This is a genomic window from Clostridium sp. 19966 (assembly GCF_032335695.1).
Classification (GTDB): domain Bacteria; phylum Bacillota; class Clostridia; order Clostridiales; family Clostridiaceae; genus JACTOJ01.
Genome location: NZ_JACTOJ010000016.1, coordinates 1 through 26,118, shown reverse-complemented (window position 1 = coordinate 26,118; position 26,118 = coordinate 1). Strand labels below are relative to the sequence as shown.

The 26,118-nt window shown below is 31.8% G+C and carries 24 protein-coding genes; 7 read left to right on the top strand and 17 right to left on the bottom strand.

Annotated features, from left to right (window positions below):
* Positions 1 to 86: 86 nt before the first annotated feature.
* From argB to IAI10_RS15690, 3 genes are read left to right on the top strand one after another with little or no spacing between them, the layout of a single operon-like run.
* Entirely contained in the window at positions 87 to 962 is an 876-nt protein-coding gene (argB, locus tag IAI10_RS15700) for an acetylglutamate kinase (RefSeq protein WP_315674241.1), read from the top strand.
* 1 nt (position 963) lies between these two features.
* On the top strand, positions 964 to 2,130 hold the full coding sequence (locus IAI10_RS15695; protein ID WP_315674240.1) for an aspartate aminotransferase family protein: 1,167 nt from the start codon (positions 964 to 966) through the stop codon (positions 2,128 to 2,130).
* Positions 2,131 to 2,143: 13 nt separating this feature from the next.
* Positions 2,144 to 3,259 (top strand): M20 family metallopeptidase, encoded by a 1,116-nt coding sequence (locus IAI10_RS15690; protein WP_315674239.1) that lies wholly within the window; start codon positions 2,144 to 2,146, stop codon positions 3,257 to 3,259.
* Between the two features lie 19 nt (positions 3,260 to 3,278).
* On the opposite strand, the gene IAI10_RS15685 is transcribed toward IAI10_RS15690, so the two are convergent.
* Complete coding sequence (locus tag IAI10_RS15685) at positions 3,279 to 3,779, bottom strand: shikimate kinase (RefSeq protein WP_315674238.1); 501 nt, start codon at positions 3,777 to 3,779, stop codon at positions 3,279 to 3,281.
* Positions 3,780 to 4,002: 223 nt separating this feature from the next.
* Between IAI10_RS15685 and asnB the strand changes: the two genes are divergently transcribed.
* The 3 genes from asnB (at position 4,003) to rocF (ending at position 8,896) form a co-directional block, all read left to right on the top strand.
* Positions 4,003 to 5,847: an asparagine synthase (glutamine-hydrolyzing) gene (asnB, locus tag IAI10_RS15680; RefSeq protein WP_315674237.1), complete on the top strand. Its 1,845-nt coding sequence runs from the start codon at positions 4,003 to 4,005 to the stop codon at positions 5,845 to 5,847.
* A gap of 132 nt (positions 5,848 to 5,979) precedes the next feature.
* On the top strand, positions 5,980 to 7,908 hold the full coding sequence (locus IAI10_RS15675; protein WP_315674236.1) for a BMP family ABC transporter substrate-binding protein: 1,929 nt from the start codon (positions 5,980 to 5,982) through the stop codon (positions 7,906 to 7,908).
* A 91-nt stretch (positions 7,909 to 7,999) separates the two neighbouring features.
* Positions 8,000 to 8,896, top strand: coding sequence for an arginase (rocF, locus tag IAI10_RS15670; RefSeq protein WP_315674235.1), 897 nt, complete (start codon positions 8,000 to 8,002; stop codon positions 8,894 to 8,896).
* Between the two features lie 65 nt (positions 8,897 to 8,961).
* Here rocF and IAI10_RS15665 read toward each other — a convergent pair whose 3' ends face one another.
* The 11 genes from IAI10_RS15665 to sufC all read right to left on the bottom strand — a co-directional run bounded on the left by IAI10_RS15665 (position 8,962) and on the right by sufC (position 19,903).
* Positions 8,962 to 9,543: a metallophosphoesterase gene (locus IAI10_RS15665; protein ID WP_396334402.1), complete on the bottom strand. Its 582-nt coding sequence runs from the start codon at positions 9,541 to 9,543 to the stop codon at positions 8,962 to 8,964.
* A gap of 158 nt (positions 9,544 to 9,701) precedes the next feature.
* A complete protein-coding gene (locus tag IAI10_RS15660) occupies positions 9,702 to 10,238 on the bottom strand; it encodes an alginate lyase (protein ID WP_315674233.1) in 537 nt (178 codons plus the stop codon).
* Positions 10,239 to 10,276: 38 nt separating this feature from the next.
* Positions 10,277 to 10,720 (bottom strand): cell wall hydrolase, encoded by a 444-nt coding sequence (locus tag IAI10_RS15655; RefSeq protein WP_315674232.1) that lies wholly within the window; start codon positions 10,718 to 10,720, stop codon positions 10,277 to 10,279.
* A gap of 133 nt (positions 10,721 to 10,853) precedes the next feature.
* Positions 10,854 to 12,083, bottom strand: coding sequence for an MFS transporter (locus IAI10_RS15650; RefSeq protein WP_315674231.1), 1,230 nt, complete (start codon positions 12,081 to 12,083; stop codon positions 10,854 to 10,856).
* A 133-nt stretch (positions 12,084 to 12,216) separates the two neighbouring features.
* The gene (locus IAI10_RS15645; protein ID WP_315674230.1) at positions 12,217 to 13,083 is read right to left on the bottom strand and encodes a 2-oxoacid:ferredoxin oxidoreductase subunit beta; all 867 of its coding nucleotides are present in this window, start codon (positions 13,081 to 13,083) and stop codon (positions 12,217 to 12,219) included.
* Position 13,084: 1 nt separating this feature from the next.
* Entirely contained in the window at positions 13,085 to 14,764 is a 1,680-nt protein-coding gene (locus IAI10_RS15640; RefSeq protein WP_315674229.1) for a 2-oxoacid:acceptor oxidoreductase subunit alpha, read from the bottom strand.
* 228 nt (positions 14,765 to 14,992) lie between these two features.
* The gene (gene sufU, locus IAI10_RS15635) at positions 14,993 to 15,421 is read right to left on the bottom strand and encodes a Fe-S cluster assembly sulfur transfer protein SufU (protein ID WP_315674228.1); all 429 of its coding nucleotides are present in this window, start codon (positions 15,419 to 15,421) and stop codon (positions 14,993 to 14,995) included.
* Complete coding sequence (locus IAI10_RS15630; RefSeq protein WP_315674227.1) at positions 15,411 to 16,637, bottom strand: cysteine desulfurase; 1,227 nt, start codon at positions 16,635 to 16,637, stop codon at positions 15,411 to 15,413. Before IAI10_RS15630 ends, sufU begins: the two co-directional genes overlap by 11 nt.
* Positions 16,630 to 17,727 carry a Fe-S cluster assembly protein SufD gene (sufD, locus tag IAI10_RS15625; RefSeq protein ID WP_315674226.1) on the bottom strand — a complete coding sequence of 366 codons (1,098 nt, stop codon included), beginning with the start codon at positions 17,725 to 17,727 and terminating at the stop codon, positions 16,630 to 16,632. Before sufD ends, IAI10_RS15630 begins: the two co-directional genes overlap by 8 nt.
* Positions 17,728 to 17,737: 10 nt before the next feature.
* On the bottom strand, positions 17,738 to 19,144 hold the full coding sequence (gene sufB / locus IAI10_RS15620) for a Fe-S cluster assembly protein SufB (protein ID WP_315674225.1): 1,407 nt from the start codon (positions 19,142 to 19,144) through the stop codon (positions 17,738 to 17,740).
* Positions 19,145 to 19,159: 15 nt separating this feature from the next.
* A complete protein-coding gene (gene sufC, locus IAI10_RS15615) occupies positions 19,160 to 19,903 on the bottom strand; it encodes a Fe-S cluster assembly ATPase SufC (protein WP_315674224.1) in 744 nt (247 codons plus the stop codon).
* Positions 19,904 to 20,160: 257 nt separating this feature from the next.
* Here sufC and IAI10_RS15610 point away from each other — a divergent pair, with 257 nt between their 5' ends.
* Positions 20,161 to 20,559 carry a 5-fold beta-flower protein gene (locus IAI10_RS15610; RefSeq protein ID WP_315674223.1) on the top strand — a complete coding sequence of 133 codons (399 nt, stop codon included), beginning with the start codon at positions 20,161 to 20,163 and terminating at the stop codon, positions 20,557 to 20,559.
* Positions 20,560 to 20,626: 67 nt separating this feature from the next.
* On the opposite strand, the gene IAI10_RS15605 is transcribed toward IAI10_RS15610, so the two are convergent.
* The 5 genes from IAI10_RS15605 to IAI10_RS15585 all read right to left on the bottom strand — a co-directional run.
* Positions 20,627 to 21,625, bottom strand: coding sequence for an anion permease (locus IAI10_RS15605; protein WP_315674222.1), 999 nt, complete (start codon positions 21,623 to 21,625; stop codon positions 20,627 to 20,629).
* Positions 21,618 to 22,241 carry a DUF47 domain-containing protein gene (locus IAI10_RS15600; RefSeq protein WP_315674221.1) on the bottom strand — a complete coding sequence of 208 codons (624 nt, stop codon included), beginning with the start codon at positions 22,239 to 22,241 and terminating at the stop codon, positions 21,618 to 21,620. The genes IAI10_RS15605 and IAI10_RS15600 overlap by 8 nt, the downstream gene beginning before the upstream one ends.
* 322 nt (positions 22,242 to 22,563) lie before the next feature.
* Positions 22,564 to 23,427 carry an ATP-binding protein gene (locus IAI10_RS15595; protein ID WP_315674220.1) on the bottom strand — a complete coding sequence of 288 codons (864 nt, stop codon included), beginning with the start codon at positions 23,425 to 23,427 and terminating at the stop codon, positions 22,564 to 22,566.
* 87 nt (positions 23,428 to 23,514) lie between these two features.
* Entirely contained in the window at positions 23,515 to 24,579 is a 1,065-nt protein-coding gene (locus IAI10_RS15590; RefSeq protein ID WP_315674219.1) for a nitronate monooxygenase family protein, read from the bottom strand.
* 190 nt (positions 24,580 to 24,769) lie between these two features.
* Positions 24,770 to 26,118, bottom strand: a 1,349-nt coding sequence (locus tag IAI10_RS15585; RefSeq protein ID WP_315674218.1) for a sensor histidine kinase, incomplete at its 5' end; no start/stop codon positions are given.

Sequence of the window (26,118 nt, the reverse complement as noted above, 5' to 3'; positions counted from 1 at the left end):
TAATACAAATTTTACCTCAATTATTGAATATTTTTTCATAAGTGCTATAATGATTTCATCTATAAAAATTTTATGGAGGTACAGATATGCCTAACGTTGAAACAGATGAATACTATACGCTTTCAGCAGATATAAAGAAGTATAAAAATGCAATATTTGTAATTAAATATGGTGGAAGTATAGTAAAAAATGTCCCAGCCAAACTTGCATTTTTTGAAGATGTAGCAAGATTTGTCAATAATGGCATTAAAATAGTTTTAGTTCACGGCGGAGGCCCTGAAATAAACTATTGGTTAGAAAAGTTCGGTATTAAAAAGAATTTTATTCAAGGTCTTAGAGTTACAGATAAAGAAACTATGAATATTGTAGAAATGTCTTTGTCAGGACTTGTTAATAAGGAACTTTCTTGTGAATTAAGCCTAAGGGGGATACAAACTGCTGGAATCAGCGGAAAAGACTCTTCTCTGCTAGTAGCTAGCAAAAAAATTATTTATGACGATAATAACAATCCATTAGATATAGGATATGTAGGAGAAATTAAAAAAGTAAATAGCTTAATTATAAATAATTTATTGAAATTAAACATACTTCCTATAATATCTCCTATAGCTTGTGATGAAAATGGCAATACTTACAACATAAATGCAGATTATGCAGCATCTGCTATAGCTTCTGAATTAAAGGCAGATAAGCTTATTATAATGACAGATATAGAAGGAGTTTATAAAGACATAAATGATAAAAATTCACTTTTTAAGACTTTAACTCCAAAGGAAATAAATACATATATAAATGAAGGTGTAATAAATGGTGGAATGATTCCAAAACTTCAGTGCTGCATGGAAGCAATAAGCGGAGGAGCAAAAAGTATACATCTACTTGATGGTAGAAATCCTCATGCACTATTAAATGATACATTTTCAGATAAAGGTACAAAAATAATTAATGATGGAGGATTTTAATATGTCAACTAATCACATTATGGAAACCTATAAAAGATATGAAATAACTCTAAGCCATGGTAAAGGCTCAAAAGTGTACGATACTAACGGCAAGGAATATATTGATTTTGTATCAGGAGTAGCTGTAAACTGTTTAGGTCATGCTCCTGAAATTATTTCAGAGGCATTAGAAAAACAAAGCAAGAAGCTGGTACATGTCTCAAATTATTATTGGAATGAAAATCACACTCCATTAGCTGAAAAGTTGTGTGACAATTGTGATCATGATAAAGTATTTTTTACAAACAGCGGTGCAGAAGCCGTAGAGGGTGCCATAAAAACAGCTAAAAAATACGGCAATCTTAAGTCTGCTGGAAAAAAAAATAAAATTATTTATATGGATAGCTCTTTCCACGGAAGAACTTTAGGTTCTCTTTCAGTCACAGGTAATTATAAGTATCAAAAGGATTTTTTGCCCCTTATACCAAACACATGTAATATACCTTTCAATGATGTAGCTGCATTAAAAGCTGCTTTTGATGATGAAGTGTGCGGAATTATTATGGAACCTGTTCAAGGCGAAGGCGGAATAAATGTTGCAACTTCCGAATTTCTGAAAACAGCTAGAGAGCTTTGTGATAAATTCGATGCGCTTTTGATATTTGATGAAGTTCAATGCGGCATGGGAAGACTAGGAACTCTATTTGCTTATAAAAGCTTCAATGTAATTCCAGATGTGCTTTGTATCGCCAAAGCCTTAGGAGGAGGGTTCCCTATAGGAGCTTTCATTACAAATGAAAGAGCTTCCGTCCTTACATATGGGGATCATGGAAGCACTTACGGAGGAAATCCTTTAGCATGTGCAGTATCTTTAGCAGTTTTAAATGAACTTGTGGATAATGGAGTAGTTGCCTCCGTTTCTGAAAAAAGTCAATATATAACAAATAAGCTTAAAGAACTAAATAGTAAATATAATAATATAACGGAAATTAAAGGCATGGGATTACTTCTAGGATTAAAAACCAAGTTTGGAGCAGCTAAGTTCATAGATGAATGTCTAGAAAAGGGATTACTGCTAATTTCTGCTTCTGGTGATGTAGTTAGAATACTTCCTCCATTAAATGTAAGCTATCAAGACATTGATGCTGCCATTGCTATTATGGAATCCGTATTAGCAAAAAATGCTTAAGCGTGGTGATATCTTGGATATAAAGACTGCTATCTTAAACAGAATGGATGAGTTTAAATCTCTTTCTCATAAGCTTCATGATAATGCTGAGCTATCTTTTAAAGAATTTAAGACTCAAAACATTATAGAAGAATATTTAAATAATATTGGACTGGATTATCATGAATGTATAAATACTGGTGTTTATTCAATAATGAATAAAAGCCAGGAATGCATAGCTTTAAGAGCAGATATGGATGCTTTGCCTGTAAATGGCGTATCTCACGCTTGCGGTCATGATTATCACATGACAATTGTTTTAGGTACAGCAAGAATATTATCAGATTTAGGTTTCAAAAAATGCATTAAGTTTATATTTCAACCTGGAGAAGAAGATACCGGCGGAGCACTTCCAATGATAAAGGAAGGTATTCTAGAAAATCCAAAGGTACAAAAAATTATTGGATTCCATGTATGGCCAGGGCTTAAAGTGGGCTCAGTGGAAATATCCACTGAAGCTACTATGGCATCAGTAGATGATTTTATCATAAAATTTAAAGGTAAAGGCGGTCATGCAGCTTCTCCAGATGTATGCATAAATCCCCTTATTCCTGCTACTTCTTTTGTAAATGAAATATATGAGATTACGAGAAGCAATTCGGACTATGGAAAAAGTCATATTGTTACTATATCTTCTTTAGTTTGCGGTAGTGCTCCAAATGTAGTTTCAGATGAAGCAGTAGTTAAAGGTACTGTGCGTACTTTTGATGAAAAAATTAGAGAGCAGTTAAAACAAACTGTAATAGCTTCAGCGAATAAAAAAGCCTCTGATTATAACTGCAGGGTAGATTTATTATATGATGAACAATATCCTCCACTGCTTAATGACGAAAAAGAGATAAATATATTTGAAAATATTTCCAAGGAAATATTAGGAAAAAGCAATATTTTTAATGCCACACCATCTTTCACTGGTGAAGATTTTGCCTTCTTTGCAAAGGCTGTTCCTGCAGTTCATTTTAGATTAGGAATATGCAAAGATGACTTTGGAACTGAACCTCTCCATTCATCAAAATTTACTATGCATGAAGATGCATTATTTTATGGAATATTAGTGTTAGTAAATTATATATTAAATGCTGAGGCATAGAAATAAAGATAGCTGTCCCCTATTTGGAGACAGCTATCTTTATTTCTTCCGCGATTGATTCTATATTCTTCCCGTCACAATTAATCTGTATATCAGCATATTTTTCATACAATGGAGCTCTTTCATCATAAAGGTTTTTTAAGTTTTTTCCATCTTCTATGACTACTCCTCTAGCCTTTATATTTTCCAATCTCTTTTCTATTTCTTCATAGCTTACTTTAAGATATATTACATATCCAAGTTTCTTAAGATTTCTCATACCATAATCTTTGTAAACTACGCTGCCTCCTGTAGCAATTACACTCTTCTTACATTCCAACTGGGATATAGTTTTTTCTTCAATATCTAGAAATGCTTCCACTCCATATTTTTCTATTATTTCACTAAGAAGAAGCCCTTGCTTTTCTTGGATTAATAAATCCGTATCCAAAAACGGATAGCCTATCATCTTTGCAAGGATAACGCCTATGGTACTTTTGCCTGCCCCTGGCATACCAATTAATGAAATATTTTTTTTCATTTCTATTGCCCCCTTTTAATTGTTTAAGTTTTTACACTGATTTAAAACATAACCAAATTTTTATATGTTCTATATTCACCATAAATTTACGAATATTATTTTCATTATATATTACATAGTATTTACCTTCAAGCAGCAAGTATTTAATTAATTTAATTTGTATCCAAATATGTTTTTATTAATAAGATAGTAATGAGTATATTAATAAAAAGGTGATGCATATATGTGTGGAATTACAGGCATTGTTAATTATAAAAAAAATATTTTAGAGCAAAAGGACATTTTGAATGAAATGACTTCTACTCTAGCAAAGCGAGGTCCTAATCAAGATGGCTACTATACTTCTAATCACTGCCTTTTAGGACATAGAAGACTTATAGTAGTGGATCCCTCTGGCGGACTGCAACCTATGACAAAATGTACCGAAGGATATAATTACGTAATTGTATATAATGGAGAACTATATAACACTGAGGAAGTAAGGGGTTCTTTGAAGTCCTTAGGCTATACTTTTAATTCTTACTCAGATACAGAAGTGCTCCTTACTTCATATATTGCTTGGGGAACTGAATGTCTAAAGCATATAAATGGAATATTTGCCTTCGGAATATGGGACGAAAAGAGGCAAAGTTTGTTTTTAGCAAGAGATCCTTTGGGCGTAAAACCTCTGTTTTATACCTTATGTGGAGATACATTGATATTTGGCTCCGAATTAAAAACATTATTAAAGCATCCTTTGGTTAAACCAGAAATAGATGAGACAGGAATATGTGAAATATTAGGACTTGGACCAGCCCATGATGAAAATAGCGGTGTTTTTAAAAATGTATATCAACTACCACCAGCAAATTATCTTATTTACAATAAATTTAATTTCAAAAAAATTGAGTACTGGAAGCTAAAAAATATGGATCATACTGAAAGTGAAAAAGAAACTTTAGAGCACATAAGATTTTTAGTAGTAGACAGCATAAAAAGGCAACTTATTTCTGACGTTCCAGTTTGTACCTTTTTGTCTGGAGGGCTAGATTCAAGCATAATTTCAACTATAGCTGCCCAGGAATTTAAAAAGAATGGAAATATATTAGACACTTATTCAATTGACTACAAAGGAAATAAAGAAAATTTTATTTCTGACGACTATCTTCCCACTTCTGATGATGAGTGGGTAGATGTTATGTATCAGTATATTGGAAGCAATCATCATAAAATTCTTCTAGATAATACCGATCTTTTAAATGCCCTTGAAAACGCAGTAAAAGCAAGCGATCTTCCAGGGATGGCTGATATAGATTCATCTTTATTCTTATTTTGCAAGGAAATATCCAAGAATGCGGTAGTGGCGCTTTCCGGTGAATGCGCTGATGAAATTTTCGGAGGATATCCTTGGTATATAAGACCAGAACTTAAAAGTCTAGATACCTTCCCCTGGTCTAACGCCATTAAAGAAAGAAAAAGCATAATAAATAAAAATCTTTCCAGCATAGACTTAGAAGGATATGTGCAAAATCAATATGAATCAACTATTAAGCGACTTCCTTTAAGTTCTTATGATTCCACATCTTCTGATTATGCTGCAAAAAAGATGTTTTTTCTAAATATAAAATGGTTCATGACAACTCTCCTAACCAGAAAAGATAGAATGAGCATGAGTAATAGTCTAGAAGTAAGAGTTCCTTTTGCGGATTATAGAATAGTTGAATATGCTTTTAATCTTCCAGAGAAACTTAAGTTCTATAACAACCGAGAAAAAGGACTTTTAAGAAAAGCTCTTACAGGACTGCTACCAGAGGATGTGTTATGGAGAAAAAAGAGTCCTTATCCAAAAACATTTAGCCCGGATTATACTAGAGGAGTTCAAGATTGGATGAATATAATTTTAAGCGACAATAGTTCTCCTATCTTGCAACTCATAGATAAGGCTAATGTACAGGACATAGTTAATACTGGCGGAAAGTCTTTTGGAAAACCTTGGTTTGGCCAATTAATGACAGGTCCTCAAATGCTAGCTTATCTTATACAAATTGATCTTTGGATGAGACATTATAATGTAAAAATAAGTATTTAAATTTATAAATCCATTTACTTCAAATATGCTATAATGTATTTATATAAATTTAAAGAAAGTTTTATGTATACATTTAGTTATATAAAGCATCAAAGCTTTATATAACTAACGTATACCAAGTAGGTGATAGTTATGGAAGATAAATCAGTAGATGATTATTATTTAGAAGCTAGAAAATTAGGACAAAAGGAGTACTCAAAAAGTATTTCTAGGGGTGAAAGTGGCTATCTCCTTTCTTTAGAAGGAGTATTAAAAAATATAGAAATTGTTTCTGAAGTGAATCTTGGAATTATAGAAATTCCTCTTAAAAAAATTAGGGGTACATATTCCCACCTAAGAGGTCTTTCTTTATCCAAAAGCTTCTATCCCCTTCTTCCTATGGAAACTGAATTCGGTCTCAAGTGGAGAGCCCTTTGCAGATCTCATCTTGGAGAAGGAATAAAGCATTCTATAAAGGTATATGAATACATGAACTGGTTTTACGTAATTGAAGGCAATAAGAGAGTAAGTGTCTTAAAATACTTTGGAGCTTTTTCTATATCAGCTGATGTTACACGACTTGTTCCTAAAAAAGATGAAAACGATATAGATAACTGTATTTACTATGAATTTCTTAAATTTAATAAAATTACTGGAATATTTTTAATATATTTTTCTGAATCAGGTAGTTTTGACAAATTGCTAAAACTTTTAGATAAATTTAACCCAGCTAAGTCTCCTGTTGAAACAAAATATGAATATTTTGAAAAATTTATATACAAACCCTTTGCTGATATATATGCAAAGCTTGGTGGCGACAAGCTATCAATAACAACAGGTGATGCTTTTTTAGAGTATACAAAGATTTATGGAATTCCAAAAAAAATAGATGAACATAAAATAATTCCTAGAATAAGAGAATTGCTTATAGAACTTGAGCATAGCTTAAAATTTCCTGAGCCTAGTATACAAACTTCTCCAATTGAGAATTCTCCTTCCGGAGTATTATCAACACTGACAAATTTAATTTTGCCAAAGAAGAAAAAACTGAAGGTGGCCTTTGCATACGCTAAAACTATAGAAAGCTCAGGATGGACCTATGCCCATGAAATAGGAAGACGTCACATAGAAAAAATTTTTGGTGATCAAATTCAGACTACTTATATAGAAAATTTACCTCAAAGCACTTCTGAGGCTTGCAAATCTTTACAGGCGCTTGTAGATGAAGGTTATAATGTAATATTTACTACTAGCCCAATATATAAAAAAGCTACTTTGAAATGTGCTATGAACAATACTAATGTACGCTTTTTTAATTGTTCTGAATATCAACCTTATTTGCATGTGGCTAATTATTTTGGACGGACTTTTGAGCCCAGATTTTTAACTGGAATTATAGCTGGTTCTATGACCAAAAGCAACATACTTGGATATGTAGCTACCACTCCTGCTCCAGAAGTTATAAGTTCAATAAACGCTTTCACTCTAGGAGCAAAATTAGTAAATCCTTATGCGAAAGTGAAAGTTAATTGGACAAATGATTGGAACAGTGGAATAAAATCAACTAATGTAGAGAGAAGTTTAATTGATAAGGGTGCAGATATTATTTCAAATCAAAATATTTTATCTCCTCAGCCTATAACAAATGAATATGGCGTATATTCCATGCTTTCTACTATAAATCAAGAAACTTTTATGCCTGAAAAATATTTAGCGGCACCTATATGGAAATGGGGTATATTCTATGAAAAGATAATAAATCTTTTGCTTAACGACACATTAAAAGCTCTAAATGACATATATAGAGGTAATGTTAAAATGGTAAATTTCTGGTGGGGAATGGCAGCAGGAGTATTAGATATATATTACTCTAAAGAATATGTACCTGAATCTACTCAAAAACTTGTTGAAGTCATAAGAAAAATGATAACCGAAAGTGTTTTTCATCCATTCATGGGTCCGATTTATGATAATAAGGGTAATTTAATGGTTGAAAAAGAAGAAATAGCTACTCATCAGCAGATATTGTCTATGAATTGGTTTGTGGAGGATGTAGAGGCAGAATCTTCATTTAAATTGTAAAATTTAGATTTATAAGAGACTTTATATTATGGAATACTTATTATATAATATTCACGCTGAATCAATATATAAGCAATACGGAGGCAAGTATATGAATATAAATTTAATAGGTGTTCCAATATTTTTCGGAAGTGACAGAAAGGGCGTTGATGAAGGTCCTGACAAATTAAGATCAAAAAATGTAGCTAAAATCATAGAAAAACACGGTAATAATGTATATGATCTAGGCAACTTGCATGTTAGAAAATTAGATGAAAACTTAAAGTTTTCTTCTCATAAAAAAATGAAATATATAGATGAAATATTAGAAGTAAATACAAATTTAGCTCATCAGGTCTATTGTTCTCTTAAAGCTAACTGTTTTCCCTTTGTTATCGGAGGTGATCACTCCTTAGGTCTTGGAAGTATAAGCGGAAGCAGCAAATTTTATGATAATTTAGGTGTTATATGGATAGATGCTCATGGAGATATAAATACTCATGAAACCACTCCATCTGGCAATGTTCATGGAATGCCATTGGCTTCAGCTATGGGTTTTGGATTTGAAAAATTAGTTAATTTATATTACTCAGGTCCTAAAATAAAAAAAGAAAATGTATTTATAATAGGCGCTCGTGATTTAGACGAAGGCGAACTTGCTTTTATAAAAAAATTGAATTTAAATGTATGGACAACAAAAGCTATAAAGGAAAATGGCATAAAAAATACTGTGGAAGATGTTATAAGCAGAATAAGAAAAAGAAATTTATCTAATATACATTTAAGCCTAGACATTGATGTGTTAGACAAAAATCTAGTACCAGGCACTGGAACTCCTGTTAGAGATGGTTTAAATGTTGATGAGACAAAAAATATATTAGAAGCATTAATTAGTACTAAATTGATTCGTTCTATGGACGTAGTTGAATTTAATCCTTTATTGGACGAAAAAGATGAAACTCTTAATAATACTTTAGAATTGATAGATTGTTGTTTTAGTTATTTATAAAAAATGGTGGCATTGCCACCATTTTTTATATGCTAAGTAAGTATATTTAAAATCTATGTTATTTTTTAATATTCAAATATATAATAATCATACCCATTTATTATAGTCACCTCATTATATTTACGGATTCTATCATTTTTATAAGTATAACTTAAATGCTGATGTCCATGTAAAAAATACTTAGGTTTATATCTGTCAAAAATTTTATAAAAGCATTGGAATCCTCTATGTGGCTTATCTAACCCATCACCTATGCCTAAGGCAGGAGAATGTGCAACAAATATGTCAGCTCCCCCATTCCACCATATTTTAGGTCTTAATTTAGAAATTCTTTTCTTCATCTGGTGTTCTGTATACTGGTAATAGCCATTATTATATTTTTTACTTCCACCAAGCCCAAGTATCCGTACTCCTTTATATTTTACTATTTTATCATCAATATTTACGCAGCCTTCCGGAGGATTTTTTAAATATTTATCATTATGATTTCCTGGCACATAAAACAAAGGCGCCTTGATCATAGTTACAAGAAAAGACAAATATTCTGCTTTTAAATCGCCACAAGATATCATAATATCTATATCACTAAACTTTTCTGGTTGAAAGTAATCCCATATGTAGGGTGATTCTACGTCCGCCACTACCATTATCTTCAATTTAACCCCACCTTATCCACACATTTGCGCTAAATAATTTTTATCAATGAAATCGTATAATTACATTATAAAGTAAAACGGTAGGTTTTTCTACATATAAAAATGAGATGCTACATTTATTGCATCTCATTTTTATTAGTCCTTTATTTCTACATAAAAATAGTAACGAATTTAATGGAATATATATCGCACATTACGTTATCGTCTGTCTCCGCTTCTTTTATTACTACATAACTTATACCAACATCAATTAAAGTTCCCTCTCTGTCCATAATCATACCAGTTCCTACTAAAAATTCGATTTTAACATATCTGCCTATCTGGCTTCGCAAAAAACCTTGAGTATACCCTATATCTTGATATACAGGCGATGAAGGAGCTTGAACAAAATTGCTATTATCCTGAAGCTGAGCAGGTACAGCTGCTGGGGAATTTACTTGCTGATTTGGCATCTGATTGTATATGTTTTGTGGGGATTGAATTGAGCCTCCTATATTTCCTTGCATATATGGTACATTCCCCTGATATGGTGCATTATTCTGTGTCATTCCACCTTGGTATGGTACATTACCTTGATAGCCCATACTTCCTTGATATGGTGATGCTCCACATCTGTATTCATTAGTATCATCTTGGGGTGCATCTTCATTTCTCAGAAAGCAGCCTGAGCAAAAATCATCTTCCATATATTCCTCCTAGCTAAATATTAATATAATAGCACATTCTAAGTTTGAGCATACAATTCAGTCGGATTATAAAAACAATGCCTCACAACTCTTACTTGAAAAGACCCCGTACCATTGTATGGAAAGGTATAAGGACAAGCTGGTGCAAAAGGATTAAAATACCACAAAGAAGCTCCTGCAGTAAATAACCTGTTTCCTGCTATTGCCCAATCAGCTATTTTATAGTGAATGTTTTCTGGGTTACTTGCCCAAATTGTCTGAGGATTAGCAACACCTCCAAGCACTGATCTGGTACAATCGAATTGACCCTTTTGATAAATGACCTTTCTTAGATCTCCTTGACATATTCTTCGATATTCTCCATAGGAAACCCTTACTCTATTCATTACCACTGTAGCTACGGCCTTCATGCCATTTTCACCCTCACCACCTGCCTCACATTTTATAATTCTTGCCAATAATTCTCTATTTGAATATGCCATTTAATCACTCCTTAATACGAGTACAATAATAGATTATTCATTTATAGTAAAAATGTTACTAAAAATAAAATTCTGTTTCAAATAAGCGATAAAAACTTTCTTATTTAAAACAGAGTGAGAGTAAAAATCATATTTATTTTTTATTCATAATATAAAATTTTATTCTAATCATAATTATTATCAATGCTAACAGTGTTCCATTTATAGCAAAGGCTATATCAGCACCTAGTTTATCCGAGAACAATCCAGATAAAAAGCTTCCAATTGGAGAGCTCCCTATAAATACAAGAGAATATATGCTCATTACTCTGCCTCTATACTCATCTTTTGTTTTATGCTGAAGAGATGTGTTAGCCGTAGTGGAAAAGAAAATATTAAATATGCCTGTAACAAAAAGTAAGCAAATGAGAGCGTAATAATTCCTGCTTATACCTAAGATTGTAAGAAGTGCTCCCACTATGATAGGACTTGTTCTTATTATATTCATATTAGGTCCTTTTTTGCTTTTAAAAGAAGTTAACATTGCTCCAGCTAAAGATCCTGCTCCAAGGGCAGACAATAAAAACCCATAACTTTGAGCATCCATTTTTAATATATGTACAGTATATACTGGAATTAAAACATTAAAATTATATGCAAATATTCCCATAATAAAAATAAAGATTAAGACTTCTATTATAGAACTTTCACTTCTTACATAGGAAAAACCATCTTTTATTTCTCCCAGCATATTAGTCTTTTCTGTTTTTACTTCTTTTTTATATGGTACATCTATTCTTATTAACCCAATTAATACGGCTATAAAGCTTAATCCATTTAGCATAAAACACCAAGATATTCCTAAATATGATATAAGCATAGCCCCAAATGCAGGTCCTATAATCCTTGCCAAATTGAAAGTAGCTGAATTTAGCGATATAGCATTCATTAAATCCTTTTTTCCTACCAATTCCACTATGAAAGATTGCCTAGCTGGATTATCTAACGTGTTTACAATTCCAAGAATGAGCGCTAATATTAGAACTTCCCAATACTTAACTGTACCTGTAAAAACCAAAAGCGATAAAATAAGAGCTAAAAGCATAGAAGTAACTTGGGTTATAATTATAATTTTTTTCTTAGAAAATTTATCAATTATAACTCCCGCAAAGGGAGATAGAAACATAAAGGGCAAAAATTGCATAGCTGAGACAATTCCTAAAAGGAATGAAGAATTGGTAAGCTGAAGAACAAGCCATGATTGCCCGATACTTTGCATCCAAGTTCCCATAAGAGAAACGCATTGACCTAACCAATAATATTTAAAATTGCTATGTGTAAGTGCATGAAAATTTTTATTAATTATTCCTTTTAATGATTTCACTTACTTCCCTCCTTTTATATGCAATAAATTTCATTATACACCTTAGTAAAAAATTGTACAAATTAATAGAAACCCACTGCAATATCTTACAATAGGTTTCTAAATAATAAATTTATCATTTTAATGATAGGTATTAATAGTCAAATTCGTCTATAAACTTTTCTGCATCCTTCACATCCCATTTTCTTTGGAGTAAAGTTTCTGTTTTTGATAATACAGGATGAAGTTCTTCAAAGGCAGGTTTCCCTATTTCTCTATATATTATACCTTCTGGTATTCCCTCATCCCCAAATTGCAATGCTTTTTCAAAAGCTGCAGTTTTATCTGATGGATCATAATTTTCATCTAGCTTGTATAATCTATCCTTGTACCATTTAAAAGTGTTTACTTTATTAAAGGTAACGCAAGGCTGCATTATATCTACTAATGCGTATCCTTTATGCTCTATGGCCTCTTCTAATATCTTTACTAGGAAATCTTTATCACCGCTGAAAGCCCTTGCTACAAAGGTTGCTCCTGCAGCTATAGCTAATGCTAGTGGGTTTAGAGGTTGTTGTATAAGTCCATCAAATTGCATAGATGTTTTTTGGCCAAAAGCAGTAGTGGGAGATCCTTGCCCTTTTGTAAGTCCATATATCTGATTATCATGAACTATTTGAGTTATATCCATGTTCCTTCTTATAGTATGGATAAAATGATTTCCTCCTTCGCCATAAGCATCTCCATCTCCACTGGTTATGATAACTTTAAGATTTTTATTAACCATCTTAATGCCTTGCGCTGGAGGAAGTGCTCTACCATGAAGTCCATTAAAACCATTTGCTCTTATATAGTGTGGAGTTTTTGCTGCTTGTCCTATTCCTGAAACTACCATAAGCTGTTCAGGGTTTATTTCAAGTTCTGCTGCTGCCTGTTTAATAGCTGCTAGTATAGAAAAATTACCGCATCCTGGGCACCATGCATTTTCGTCCGCTGTATCATATAACTTCAAATCCAACATCTTACATCACCTCATTTTTAAATCTATTTACAATTTCAGTAGCAGTAATTTGTCTACCATCATATTTTAAAATACTGTTATTCATCAATATTCCAGTTTCCTGGGTTATAAGCTTACCAAGTTGTCCAGTATAATTTTGTTCTACATTTATTACTTTCTTAGCAATAGAAGCTTTTTCTCTAAGAAGCTTTTCTGGAAGAGGATAAATATCTCCAAAGGAAAGTGCTGAAACACTTATTCCTTCTTTATTTAAATTTTCTACTGCTTCCTTAATAGCTCCATAGGTGGATCCCCAGCCTACAATTAAATATTCTGGATTTTCAGCTCCAAAAGCCTCTGCTTCCTGAATATCCTGCTTTGCAAGTTCTAGTTTTTTCATTCTCTTTTCCATCTGAAGTATTCTATCTTCTGCACTTTCTGTAATATGAGAAAATTCGGTGTGCTCATCACTATCTACTAGCACTGTTTGATTTTCCTTAATTCCAGGTATAAGTCTAGGCGAAATGCCATTTTCTGTAATTTTATATCTCTTATATTCTTCTCCATTGTGCAAAAAGCTTCCGTCACTAACATATCTTTCAATCTTCAAATTCTTTGTATTATATCTTGGGACAGTAACTTTTGAATCAGCAATGTATTGATCTGTTAGTATAAGTACTACAGTCTGATATTTATCTGCTAAATTAATCGCTCTGAAGCTTTGATAAAAAGCATCTTCAGCATTTCTAACAGAAAGAACTATTCTTGGAAATTCACCATGAGATGCAGTTACCAGAAAACTTAAATCGCTTTGCTCTGTTCTTGTTGGAAGTCCGGTAGCTGGGCCAGGTCTTTGAGAATCCACAACTACTAAAGGTGTTTCAGTTATACCGGCTAATCCAAGAGCTTCCACCATAAGCGAAAATCCTCCACCAGAGGATCCTGTCATAGCTCTTGCTCCGGCATAAGAAGCTCCTATAGCCATGTTTATAGCGGCTATTTCATCTTCAACTTGCTCTACTACTATGCCTGCTTCTACTTGTTTTTTGGATAAATAAGTCATTATGCTTGTGGCAGGAGTCATTGGATATGCAGAATAGAAATCAACTCCTGCAGTTAAAGCTCCTAAAGCAATAGCTGAATTTCCATCAATAAGAAGTGTATCTTTTGAAGTTACTTCGTTTAATTCTTTTTCTGTGCCTACAAGCTCATATCCTCTGTTAACAGCTTGTATATTTATTTCTCTTACTTTATCATTGAATTTTTTAGAAAGAAAGTTTTCAAATCCATTTATTGAAATACCAAAATATTTTAATATTGCAGCTCCAGCTATCATTCCTGCTGCTCTAGGTAATCCAAGCTCCTTCGCTATACCGCTGAAAGGCAGATGAATTGCTCTTTTGTCTTCAACTTCTATATTATTGTCAACAAATATCTTTCCCTTTTCAATAAGCCTTTCCTTATGAAATTCTACTGTATTTTTGTCTAAAGCTACGATTAAATTCAAAGTTTCATTGTGAGAATATATAGGTTCATCTCCGAATCTTATTTGAGTGAAGTTATTTCCCCCTCTAACTCTGGACATGTAATCTTTATTGGAAAACACATAAAATCCTTTATTTTTTAATACCTTTTCTACGAAATCACTTATAGTATCCATGCCTTGTCCGGCTTGACCACCTATAAGAATGTTATACTTCATAATAGTTGCCTCCTAATCTTATAAAAATATTTATCTAAATTTTTATTTTCTATCTACAGTTATAGTATAACTCTATTATTTGAATTAATCAATAATCATTATCAATTAATATAGATTATTTTTTAATAAATCATTACTATTTAGTTGCTTTCAATATAACTATTACATAATAAAAAAAGTTTTAAATAAGTGTGTAATTCACTCATTTAAAACTTTGCAAAATGTTTATTATTTATTTTTTATTGCATCTTCTAAAGTATGCCAAGATAGAACAGCACATTTTACTCTAGCAGGCATATTGGAAATATTCTTCATGGCAATAGCTTCATCTAATACTTCTAACTTTTCATCATCAACTATCTCTCGTTTTATCATTCCTAAAAATATATGAATAAGTTCTTCCGCTTCTTCAACAGTTTTTCCCTTAATCAAATCAATCATCATAGAAGCAGAAGCTTGAGAAATTGCACAACCTATTCCAGTAAAAGCTGCATCTTCTATTAAATCATCTTTAATTTTTAGCTGAAGTTCTATTTCGTCTCCGCAGCTAGGATTTTTTCCCTTCATAACCATGTCAGGATTATCAATTTTTCGTTTGTTTCTAGTCGAAGAGTTATGCTCAGCTATGAGTTCTGTATATATAGAACTAAGATCCATATCCTAACCACTTCCTAACCTTTTTTAAGCTATTCACAAAAACATCTATATCTTCCACAGTATTGTAAAAATAAAAGCTAGCTCTACAAGTAGCATTCACTCTTAGATACCTCATCAATGGATGAGCGCAATGATGCCCCGCTCTTATTGATATCCCATCTGCATCCAATATAGATGATACATCATGCGGATGCACATCCTTAATATTAAAAGATATTACTCCAGCCCTCTTATTAGAATCTTTAGTGCCGTAAATTTCTATATATGGAACTTCTTGCATTTTCATTAGTGCATAATTAGCTAATCCTTTTTCAGTCAAAGTTATATTATCAATTCCTATTTTTTCTATATACTTTATAGCTTCCATTAACCCTACTGCACCGCCGACATTCTGTGTGCCTCCTTCAAATTTTTGAGGAAGTTCTGCAAAAGTAGCCTCTTGCTCCCAAACATATTCTATCATGTCTCCCCCCATCATAAATGGTGGCATCTTTTCAAGAATCTCCTTTTTTCCGTACAAAACACCTATCCCCATGGGAGATAGCATCTTGTGACCTGAAAAAACAAGAAAATCAGCATCTAATGCTTTTACATCTACCTTCATGTTAGGTACACTCTGAGATCCATCAATTATAACTATAGCACCAACCTCATGTGCTCTTTCTATAATATTCTCTATAGGATTGATAGTTCCAAGAACATTCGAAACATGGGTAACTGAAACTATTTTAGTTTTAGAGGTAATTTTATTTTTTATTTCGTCTTCATCTATTACCCCTGAATCATTTAGATACATATATTTTAAATTTGCCTTTTTAGCTCTGGACACCATTTGCCAAGGAACCAAATTACTATGATGCTCTGCAATAGATATAACTATTTCATCTCCCTCTTCTACAAAGTTCATTCCATAGCTATACGCTAATAAATTAAAAGATTCAGTGGCATTTTTAGTAAAAATTATTTCTCTTTCATCCTTTACTCCTATAAAGCTGGCTACCTTTTTTCTGGCTTCTTCATATATTTCTGTGGCTTTAATGCTCAAATAATAAGCTCCTCTGTGAGGATTAGCGTTAAATTGATTATAATATTCATCTACAGCCTTTGTTACTGACAATGGCTTTTGAGTTGTTGCAGCATTGTCTAAATAAACTATTTTTTTCCCTTCTATAGTCTGATTTAAAATTGGAAAATCTATTAAATAATTATTAGGCATTACTTATTCGCCCCCTGATAAATTCTGAAATTTCTTCTCTTAGATCTTCTAGAGGAATCTTTTGCGTTATAGGATTGAAAGCTGCTTCTATTATAATTTTTTTAGCTTCCTTTTCACTAAATCCCCTGCTCATCAAATAAAATAACTTAGCATCATCTATTCTACCTGTACTTGCCGCATGCTGACCCTGCACATCATCTTCACTGCAGAGTAGTAAAGGTATAGATCTATTTCTAACATTACTGCTTAAAAGTATAGTGCTTTCTTCTTCGCTGCCTTTAGAAGCAGAAGCTCCTTTTTTAAAGTCCAATGTTCCTCTGAATATTTTATTAGCCTTATCCATGAGCACTCCATTAACTTTTATATTGCTCATGGTGGCCTTTCCTAGATGCTGAACCACATAGTTAACATCTATTTTTCTTTCCTTATCACCTAAATATATAGTATCTATATTGGCTTCGCTCTTACTCCCTTGCAAATAATTTTTACAAGAAGTTACTGTCTTATTTGCTCCTAATTCTATAAATATATAGTTAATATTAGCTCCCTGTTCCTGGATTGCTCCTACAGCATCAATATGAATATTCTCTTCTCCCAAAAGCTGAACTTTAATTAAATTAATTCGAGCTCCTTCTTTAGCGTACAGCCTAGTAACTCCATTGTGAAAATATTTACCTTCTGTTGAAGAATATCTAATAACAACAGTCATCTCACTATTTTTTTCTGCAATTAAAACATTATTATCCAGCAAAACACTGTTTTGGGAATCCAAAGAATAGTCTATTATTATAGGTTCTTTAACTTTAGAATTTTCTTTAGCTAAAACATAGTATCCCGTATTAAAATTATCCAGGACATCATCATATGTTTCTTTGCTTACCCCTATATCTACACTATTAAATATAGAATCTAAATAACTTCCTTTATCTATCTTGAAAGATTCTACATTTTCAATATTTTTAGATTTTAATGCATCTTGATTATACTCTATGGCATTAGGATAATCATGAGACATGGAAAAATCATTTACTCCTAGCCAATTCCAAGTTCGAACAGGTATTTTATTAATATTCTTAAGCATTTCGCTCATATTATCCCTCCTAACCAATACTTCCTTCTAATTCTAGTTTTATAAGATTATTCATTTCTACCGCGTACTCCAAAGGAAGTTCTTTGGCTATAGGTTCAACAAATCCTCTAACTATCATTGATTTAGCCTCTTCCTCACTTATTCCTCTAGTCATAAGATAAAATATAGCTTCATCACTAATTCTTCCTATTTTAGCTTCATGTCCGATATCCACTTCATCGTTCAAAATATCCATAGCCGGCAAAGTATCAGATTTAGAAATATTATCCAACATAAGAGATTCACAGGATACTGACGATTTACAATCATGAGCATTCGGTGCAACCTTTAAGCCCCCTCTATATATGGCAACTCCACCTGACTTTGATATAGATTTAGAATTTATGGAGGATGAGGTATATGGGGCTGCATGAACTACTTTAGCGCCAGTATCTAGTATCTGACCTGCACCTGCAAAAGTTACTCCTGTAAATTCAGCTCTAGCTCCTTCTTCTTTTAGGATACTCATAGGATACAACATAGAAATTTTTGATCCAAAGGATCCAGAAACCCATTCTATAATTCCATTCTTTTTAACTACTGCTCGCTTAGTATTTAAATTAAGCATATTTTTAGACCAGTTTTCTATTGTTGAATATCTAAGCCTAGCCCCTTCTTCAACGTACAATTCAACACAGCCAGCATGTAAATTGGTCACATTGTACTTTGGTGCAGAGCATCCTTCAATAAAATGAAGGCTGGCTCCCTTATCAACTATTATAAGAGTATGTTCAAATTGTCCAGCACCTGGAGAATTAAGCCTGAAATATGATTGAAGAGGTATATCCACATTTACGCCTGGCGGTACATATACGAAAGATCCTCCTGACCAAACTGCACCGTGCAAAGCCACAAATTTATGATCACTTGGAGGAACCAATTTCATAAAATGCTCCTTTACCATATCCTCATATTCTCTCACGGCAGTTTCCATGTCAGTATATATTACTCCTTGTTTAACCAAATCTTCCTTTATACTGTGATATACAATTTCTGAATCGTATTGAGCACCTACTCCTGCTAATGCTTCTCTTTCAGCTTTAGGTATACCTAATCTATCAAATGTTTCCTTTATATCTTCAGGGACCTCTTCCCATTTACCTTTCATGTCAGTCTTTGGTTTTACATAAGTAACAATATTATCCATATCTAATTCATCTAGGGAAGGTCCCCAAGTTGGCAATTCAGTATTGTTATATACCTCTAAGGATTGCAGCCTAAATTCTGTCATCCATGCAGGCTCATTTTTTTCCTCGGATATTTTTCTTACTATTTCGCTAGTAAGACCTTTAGATACTTTATAACTAAAGGAATCTTTATTTTTGATATCATATATCCCTCTATCCATGTCATCTATATAGGTTTTTTTCTTTTCCATTTAATCACCCCTCAATTAGACAATTTCAAATTCAGAAAATCCTTTTTCATTAATTAGATCAATTAATGAACTATCACCAGTTTTTACAATCTTACCATCCACTAAAATATGTACATAATCTGGCTTAAGATTTTCAAGTATCTTGCTGTTATGAGTTATTATTATTACTGCATTTTCATCATTTTTAAATTCTTTAACACCACTGGATACAATCTTAACAGCATCCACATCAAGACCAGAATCGGTTTCGTCAAGAATAGCTAACTTAGGATTAATCATCAACATTTGAAGTATTTCATTCTTTTTCTTTTCTCCACCTGAAAATCCCATATTTAAGTATCTTCCTGCATATTCCTCATCCATTTTTAAGTATTCCATTTTTTGCTTTAATTCTTTCTTAAAAGCCATAATTTTAATTGGCTTTTCTGTTATAGCAGATTTAGATGCCCTTAAGAAATTTTCTACAGTTATTCCTGGAACCTCTTCTGGGTTTTGAAAAGATAAGAATATACCTTTTTTAGCTCTTTCATTTGGTTTTAGTTCTGTAATATCTTCTTCTTCGAAGAAAACTTTTCCGGATTTTATTTTATATTTAGGATTTCCCATTATTACATTTACTAAAGTAGACTTACCAGCTCCATTAGGTCCCATGATAACATGTATCTCGCCCTTGTTTACTGATAAACTTAAACCTTTCATTATTTCTTTATCCTCTACTTCACTGTACAAATTCTCTATTTTTAAAAGATTGCTTGCCATGTCAACACCTCTTAATATTAATAATGAATTCCGAGCAATTTGCTCAGATTTATAAGTTAATTTTATAATTTAATTTATTTTTTGTCAACATTATATTACTATTGTGTTGCTAATTATATCTTTCCACAAATATTAATATACAATTAAATATCAAAATGTAAACTTTTTGCATACAATATGAGCATAAGGATATTCTTATATTTCCCTTAAAGATAAAATAATGTAAATATACAAAAAGATTTTAAGGTGGTGTAAAAATGGAAGTAATATACGATTCTAGTGATAAATGCTATGGTTACTACAAAAAAAGCAAAATATACGATAAGCATCATCATACCATAGGCTATATAAAAGATAACATTATATACGATAAACAAAAGCAGGCAATAGCTTTCGTTAATGATAACTTTATATATGACATAAACGGATGTGAAATAGGTTTTATTCAGGATTACAAGATATATGACATGAATGGTATGCTTTTAGGAAGAGTAAACAGCACTTTTGCTGGTGCATTAGCTGCTGCAGGATTGCTTCTGCTTCTTGGTTCTTCATATTCTTCCCCCTATAGGTACGGATATGGATACCCAGCATATGTATATCCAGCATACGCAGTATATCCATCATATGGATATGGACCTTATAGATATTTCTAACGTAAGAAAGGAGTACTGCTCAACTAACTGAATTGTTAGCTGTTCAGTACCCCTTAAAAATTTTATATTAAGCTAATTTAAATATGAACATAGCTATACCAGATATTACAATACAGGTAGGTATGGTTAGAACCCAAGTATAGGCTATATTTTGAGCTAATACCCATCTTACAGAAGATAATCGTTTGGAAGCTCCTACACCCATTATAGATCCAGATATGATATGGGTTGTACTTACAGGTGAATGAAGCATTGTAGCTGTAAATATAACAGCCGCAGCTCCTGTTTCAGCCGCAAAACCATTTACTGGTGCCAATCTTGCCATGTTGACTCCCATGGTTTTTATTATCTTCCATCCACCAATAGATGTACCAATTGCCATAGCTCCAGCACAAGCAATTTTTACTTCCACAGGTACATTAAATTCTCCTAAGAAGCCTCCGCTTACTAAAGCAGCCGTTATTATTCCCATAGATTTTTGAGCATCGTTTCCACCATGATTGAAAGCCATAAGTGCTGCGGATGCAATCTGTGCCTTAGAAAAGAATTTAGTTACCGTAGCAGGTCTTGTTTTTCTAAGTATCCAATTTAAAGCTATCATTATTATGTATCCAATTACAAAACCAATTACCGGCGAAAGAAATAACCATAATAATATCTTAGAAAAGAAATTTCCCCATTGAACAATATTAATAGTTCCTTTTGCAACTATGGCCGCCCCAATAAGACCGCCTATGAGAGCGTGAGAAGATGAACTAGGTATTCCAAAATACCAAGTTATCAGATTCCAAACAATAGCACCTATTAATGCTGCTACCATAACAGTTTGCGGCACTAATTCAGGCTTTACTATATCCGATCCTACAGTTTTAGCTACACTTACACTAATAAATGCACCTGTAAAATTTAAAACTGCAGACATGAGAATAGCTTGTTTAGGTGTAAGTACTCTAGTAGAAACAGAAGTTGCTATAGAATTAGCCGTATCGTGAAATCCATTTATAAAATCGAAGCAAAGTGCAAGTACAACTATTACAGCCGTAATAATAAACGCAGAATTATGCATGTTTCATTACAACTCCTTCAATTATATTGGCAACGTCTTCTGTAGCATCTAGCACATCTTCCATGGATTCATATACTTCTTTCCAAGTAATTATATCTAAGGTATCATTTTTATCACTGAATAATTTTTTTATTGCTTTTCTGTATAATACATCACCATCATTTTCCAATGCATTAACGTCCATTATTCTAGCGGATAAATTTTTATTATTTTTCATATTTTTAAATTCTTTTAGAAGTTCAATTAATTTTTCTGTACTTTTACATATTAGTTCTGCCATTTTAACAGCATCTTCCTTAGTCTCATCTAAATTAAATATTAAAAATCTGCTTGCTGTAGCTTCTGCATAATCGATTATATCATCCATAGCCTTTCCTATATCAAATATATCTTCTCTATCAATAGGAGTTATAAAACTATTGTTAAGTTCTGTGAAAATACTATGTAGCATTTCATCCCCCTTATGTTCTATGTTTTTTATTTCGTTAAATTTTTGTTCAGCATCTGAAGGATTTTTTACAAATGCTTCTAGCATTGTTGTTGACTCGTGTATAATCTCAGAATATTGAATAAACATGTCGAAAAATTTGTCATTTTTGGGTGATAAATTAAACATTTAATTTCCTCCTTGTAGAACGTTGTTGTTTCACACCTATTTGATTCTACTATACGATTGTTAAGTTTATGTTAAGAATTAAAAATTTTTATAATATAAAATACATATTTTTAAACTTATTAATCTAATTTTAACATAACAGCGATTAATATTTTGCAGTAATGATTTAATTATTAGATAAAGATACAAAAAATGTTAACTTATATTAGCCTTGCTTTATTATGTCACAAAAAGTACTTAAAATGTATATCATTATCACTTTTTAAAACAGTCGTAAAAAAATAGAGACCATATTTTCATAGTCTCTATAGTTTTCATATAATTATAAATCATATTCATCTAAATATGATATGTTTTTACCATCCTTTTGCCATCCCAATATAGAATCCATATTAACATTTTGTGCCGCTTTAAAAATAGACTTTTCAACATCAGGAAATTTGTTTTTAAAATCTTTTATTAAATCCTTGATTTCATATCTCTTATTTCCCACTTTTTTAGCAGCTACCATACATGCGCAATTTAATGGCCATATTCCACTGGATTGAGTAAATCTCTGTATATTTTCTTCCTCCACATAATAAAGAGGTCTTATTAGCTGCATTCCTTCAAAATTAGTAGCTTTTAGCTTAGGCAGCATAGTTTTAAAGTTTCCTGAATACAATACGTTTAACATAGTAGTCTCTATAACGTCATTAAAATGATGACCAAGTGCCAACTTGTTGCAGCCTAATTCCTTAGCTTTTGAATATAAAGCACCTCTTCTCATTCTTGCACACATATAGCAAGGATAATCCTTAGCAATTCTATCAACCACTTCAAATATACCTGAATCAAATATCTTTATTGGGATACCAAGATATTCACAGTTTTCTACCATCAATTTTTTTACATCGGGATGATATCCTGGATCTGCTACAATAAATTCAAGTTCTATGTTATACTGACGATTTCGCTTAAGAGTTTGAAATAGTTTTGCCATTAACATGCTATCCTTTCCACCAGATACCGCAACAGCTATCTTATCTCCATCTTCTACTAATTTATAATCATTTACGGCCTTTAAAAATTTAGACCATATTTTTTTTCTATAGGTAGTAGTAATGCTTTTTTCTATATCTTCAAGAGATTTTCTTTCCTCAAATGGTATGAGAATTTCACATCCCTTTCCTGCTAAATCACTCATCTTTTCACGCTCCGTTTGTATATAATGATTTTATTTTTTGTTTTAAATCATTATAACATTGTTAACGTAATTTGTCCTTAGAAAAATTTAAGCCTCTTCTATCTCTCTTCTTAATTCATCCATTAAATCCTTAACCTTAACTATCTTATCGCATTTATATGCATTTTCGCCGCAAAATACAAGTCCATTATCAATTTCTCCATTAACTGCATTAATAAGGGCTTTAGTTATGCAATATGGAGTATCTGCTGGATTACATGGAGTCAGACAGTTATAGCATTTAGTCACCTTTATTCTTCCGTTTTTAGTCTTATCTACAAATTCATTCATAACAGCTCTTCCTGGCATGCCTACAGGACTTGATACTATTCCTATGGTATCCTTAGTGCTTTCCATGTATGCCTTCTTAAAATTAATATGTGCATCACACTCTTCAGTAGTTACAAATCTTGTAGCCATTTGTACTCCATCTGCACCTAATTTTATATACTTCGCTATATCAAATCCGTCATATATACCTCCAGCTACCGCTATAGGTATATTTTTGTTATATTTTTTACTATATCCTTCTACTACTTCCTTAACCTCAGAAAAGATTTCACCTAAATTAGGATGCTTTTCTATGTCCTCTTTTGAAAATCCAAGATGTCCTCCTGCCATAGGTCCTTCTATAATTATTAAATCCGCTGTTACGCCATATCTTCTATCCCACATTTTTAAAATTACATTTGCTGCTTTTCCGGAAGAAACTATAGGAGCGATTTTTACGCTAGAGTCCTTTGTATACTCCGGAAGATTCGTAGGTAATCCTGCTCCTGATATTATTAAATCAACTCCGCTTTCTATAGCAGCTTTTACCTGCATGGCATAGTCTTTTAAAGCCACCATAATGTTAACTCCAATTATTCCGCCTTCAGAATTTTCTTTTGAAATTTTTATATGTTTTTTTAGCGCCCTTATATTAGCTTCTGATGTATTAGTTTCAAAATCCTCTTCCTTAAAACCTATCTGTGCTGAAGATATTACTCCTATTCCTCCAGCTTTAGCTACAGCTGAGGCAAGTCCGGAAAGAGATACTCCTACTCCCATACCTCCTTGTATAATTGGAAGTCTAGCTACCAAGTCTCCTATTACTAACGGATTTATATTCATTAAATTTTCTCCCTTCAAATGAAAAGTAATTATTTTGGATGGTAATATAATTTAGAATTATAAACCTATAAGATAAGCTATATTATATACTAATTTTATTTGAATGTAAAATATTTTGATTATCAAAATATACTAATAAAAATTAAGGCAAAAATATAATTTTTATTTTTGCCTTGGAATATAGTATATATTAATTAATAATATCAAGCTTAATTGTTACTTTAAAGAGATCTCCATCTATGCATATTTTGAATTCTCCCCTTTGAGCTTCTACAATACTTTTGGCAATAGCGAGTCCTAACCCATTACCTTCTGAATTTCTTGATTTATCTCCCCTTTTGAATCTTTCAATTATCTCTTCAGCTTCAAAATCCATTTCATAAGAAGCAATATTTTTAAATTCTATGATATTTTTATTTTTTTCCTGTTTTAAATCTATATAGGCCCTAGTTCCGCTTTGAGAGTACTTTAATATATTGTTTATAAGATTGTCAAAAACCCTCCAGGTTCTTTTCCCATCTAAAAATGAATATATATGCTCATTAGATATATTAGTTTTAAATATTATATCTGAGGACTTTATTCTTTCATCCCACTCTGCTAAAGTCTGTTTTAAAAGCGCTACTATATCTATCTTTTCTTTATTAAATTCTAAAGCACCGCTATTTACTTTTGAAACTTCAAATAAATCTTCTATTAATATTTTAAGTCTTTGAGCTTTCTTATTTAATATTAAAACATAACCTTCTTTTTCTTCTTGGGATATATCCTGTTTCTGAAGTAAGTCTGCATAATTTATTATGGAAGTTAATGGAGTTTTTAAATCATGGGAAACATTTGTTATTAGCTCAGTTTTCATTCTTTCGCTTTTTATCTGTTCATCAAGAGCCTTTTTATAGCCTTCACGCATATTGTTTATGTTGAAGGCAATTTTTTTAAGTATCCCGCCCCTATATTCCTTCATTTGATAATCTAGCTCACCTTCAGATATACCTTTAGTTGCTTTTTCTATTTCATTTAAGTATATTCTTCTCTTTATTTCTCTCTTAGGTATAAATATCAAGTACCATATTATATACATAAATATTAAGAATAATACAAAATTACGTCTCCAGCTATACATCCATTCTCCTAAGTAAAAATAGTTATTTCTATAATTATAAAGCAATCCTAAAATTACCATGCTTACTATAAAAATAATAGTTAATGCTTGTTGCACAACATACTCTACAACTACACTTTTATATAATGCTAGATGATTTATAATTATATATATCCTATATATAACAGCATTCTTAAATTGATTATTTCTGAATTTATAATCATTACTCATACTACTAATATACCTAAAATTTATGAATAAAAATTCCATAAAAGCTATAGTTAATATAATTAAAGCTATAGGAGAATTTATATCTCCCTGCATTATATATAAAATTGTTTTTTTTAAAAGTAAATAATAAGATACTAATATTGCTGCAAAAAAAAGTATTTTTATATCAATTGGAATTTTAAAATATATTTTTATTATATTTTTAT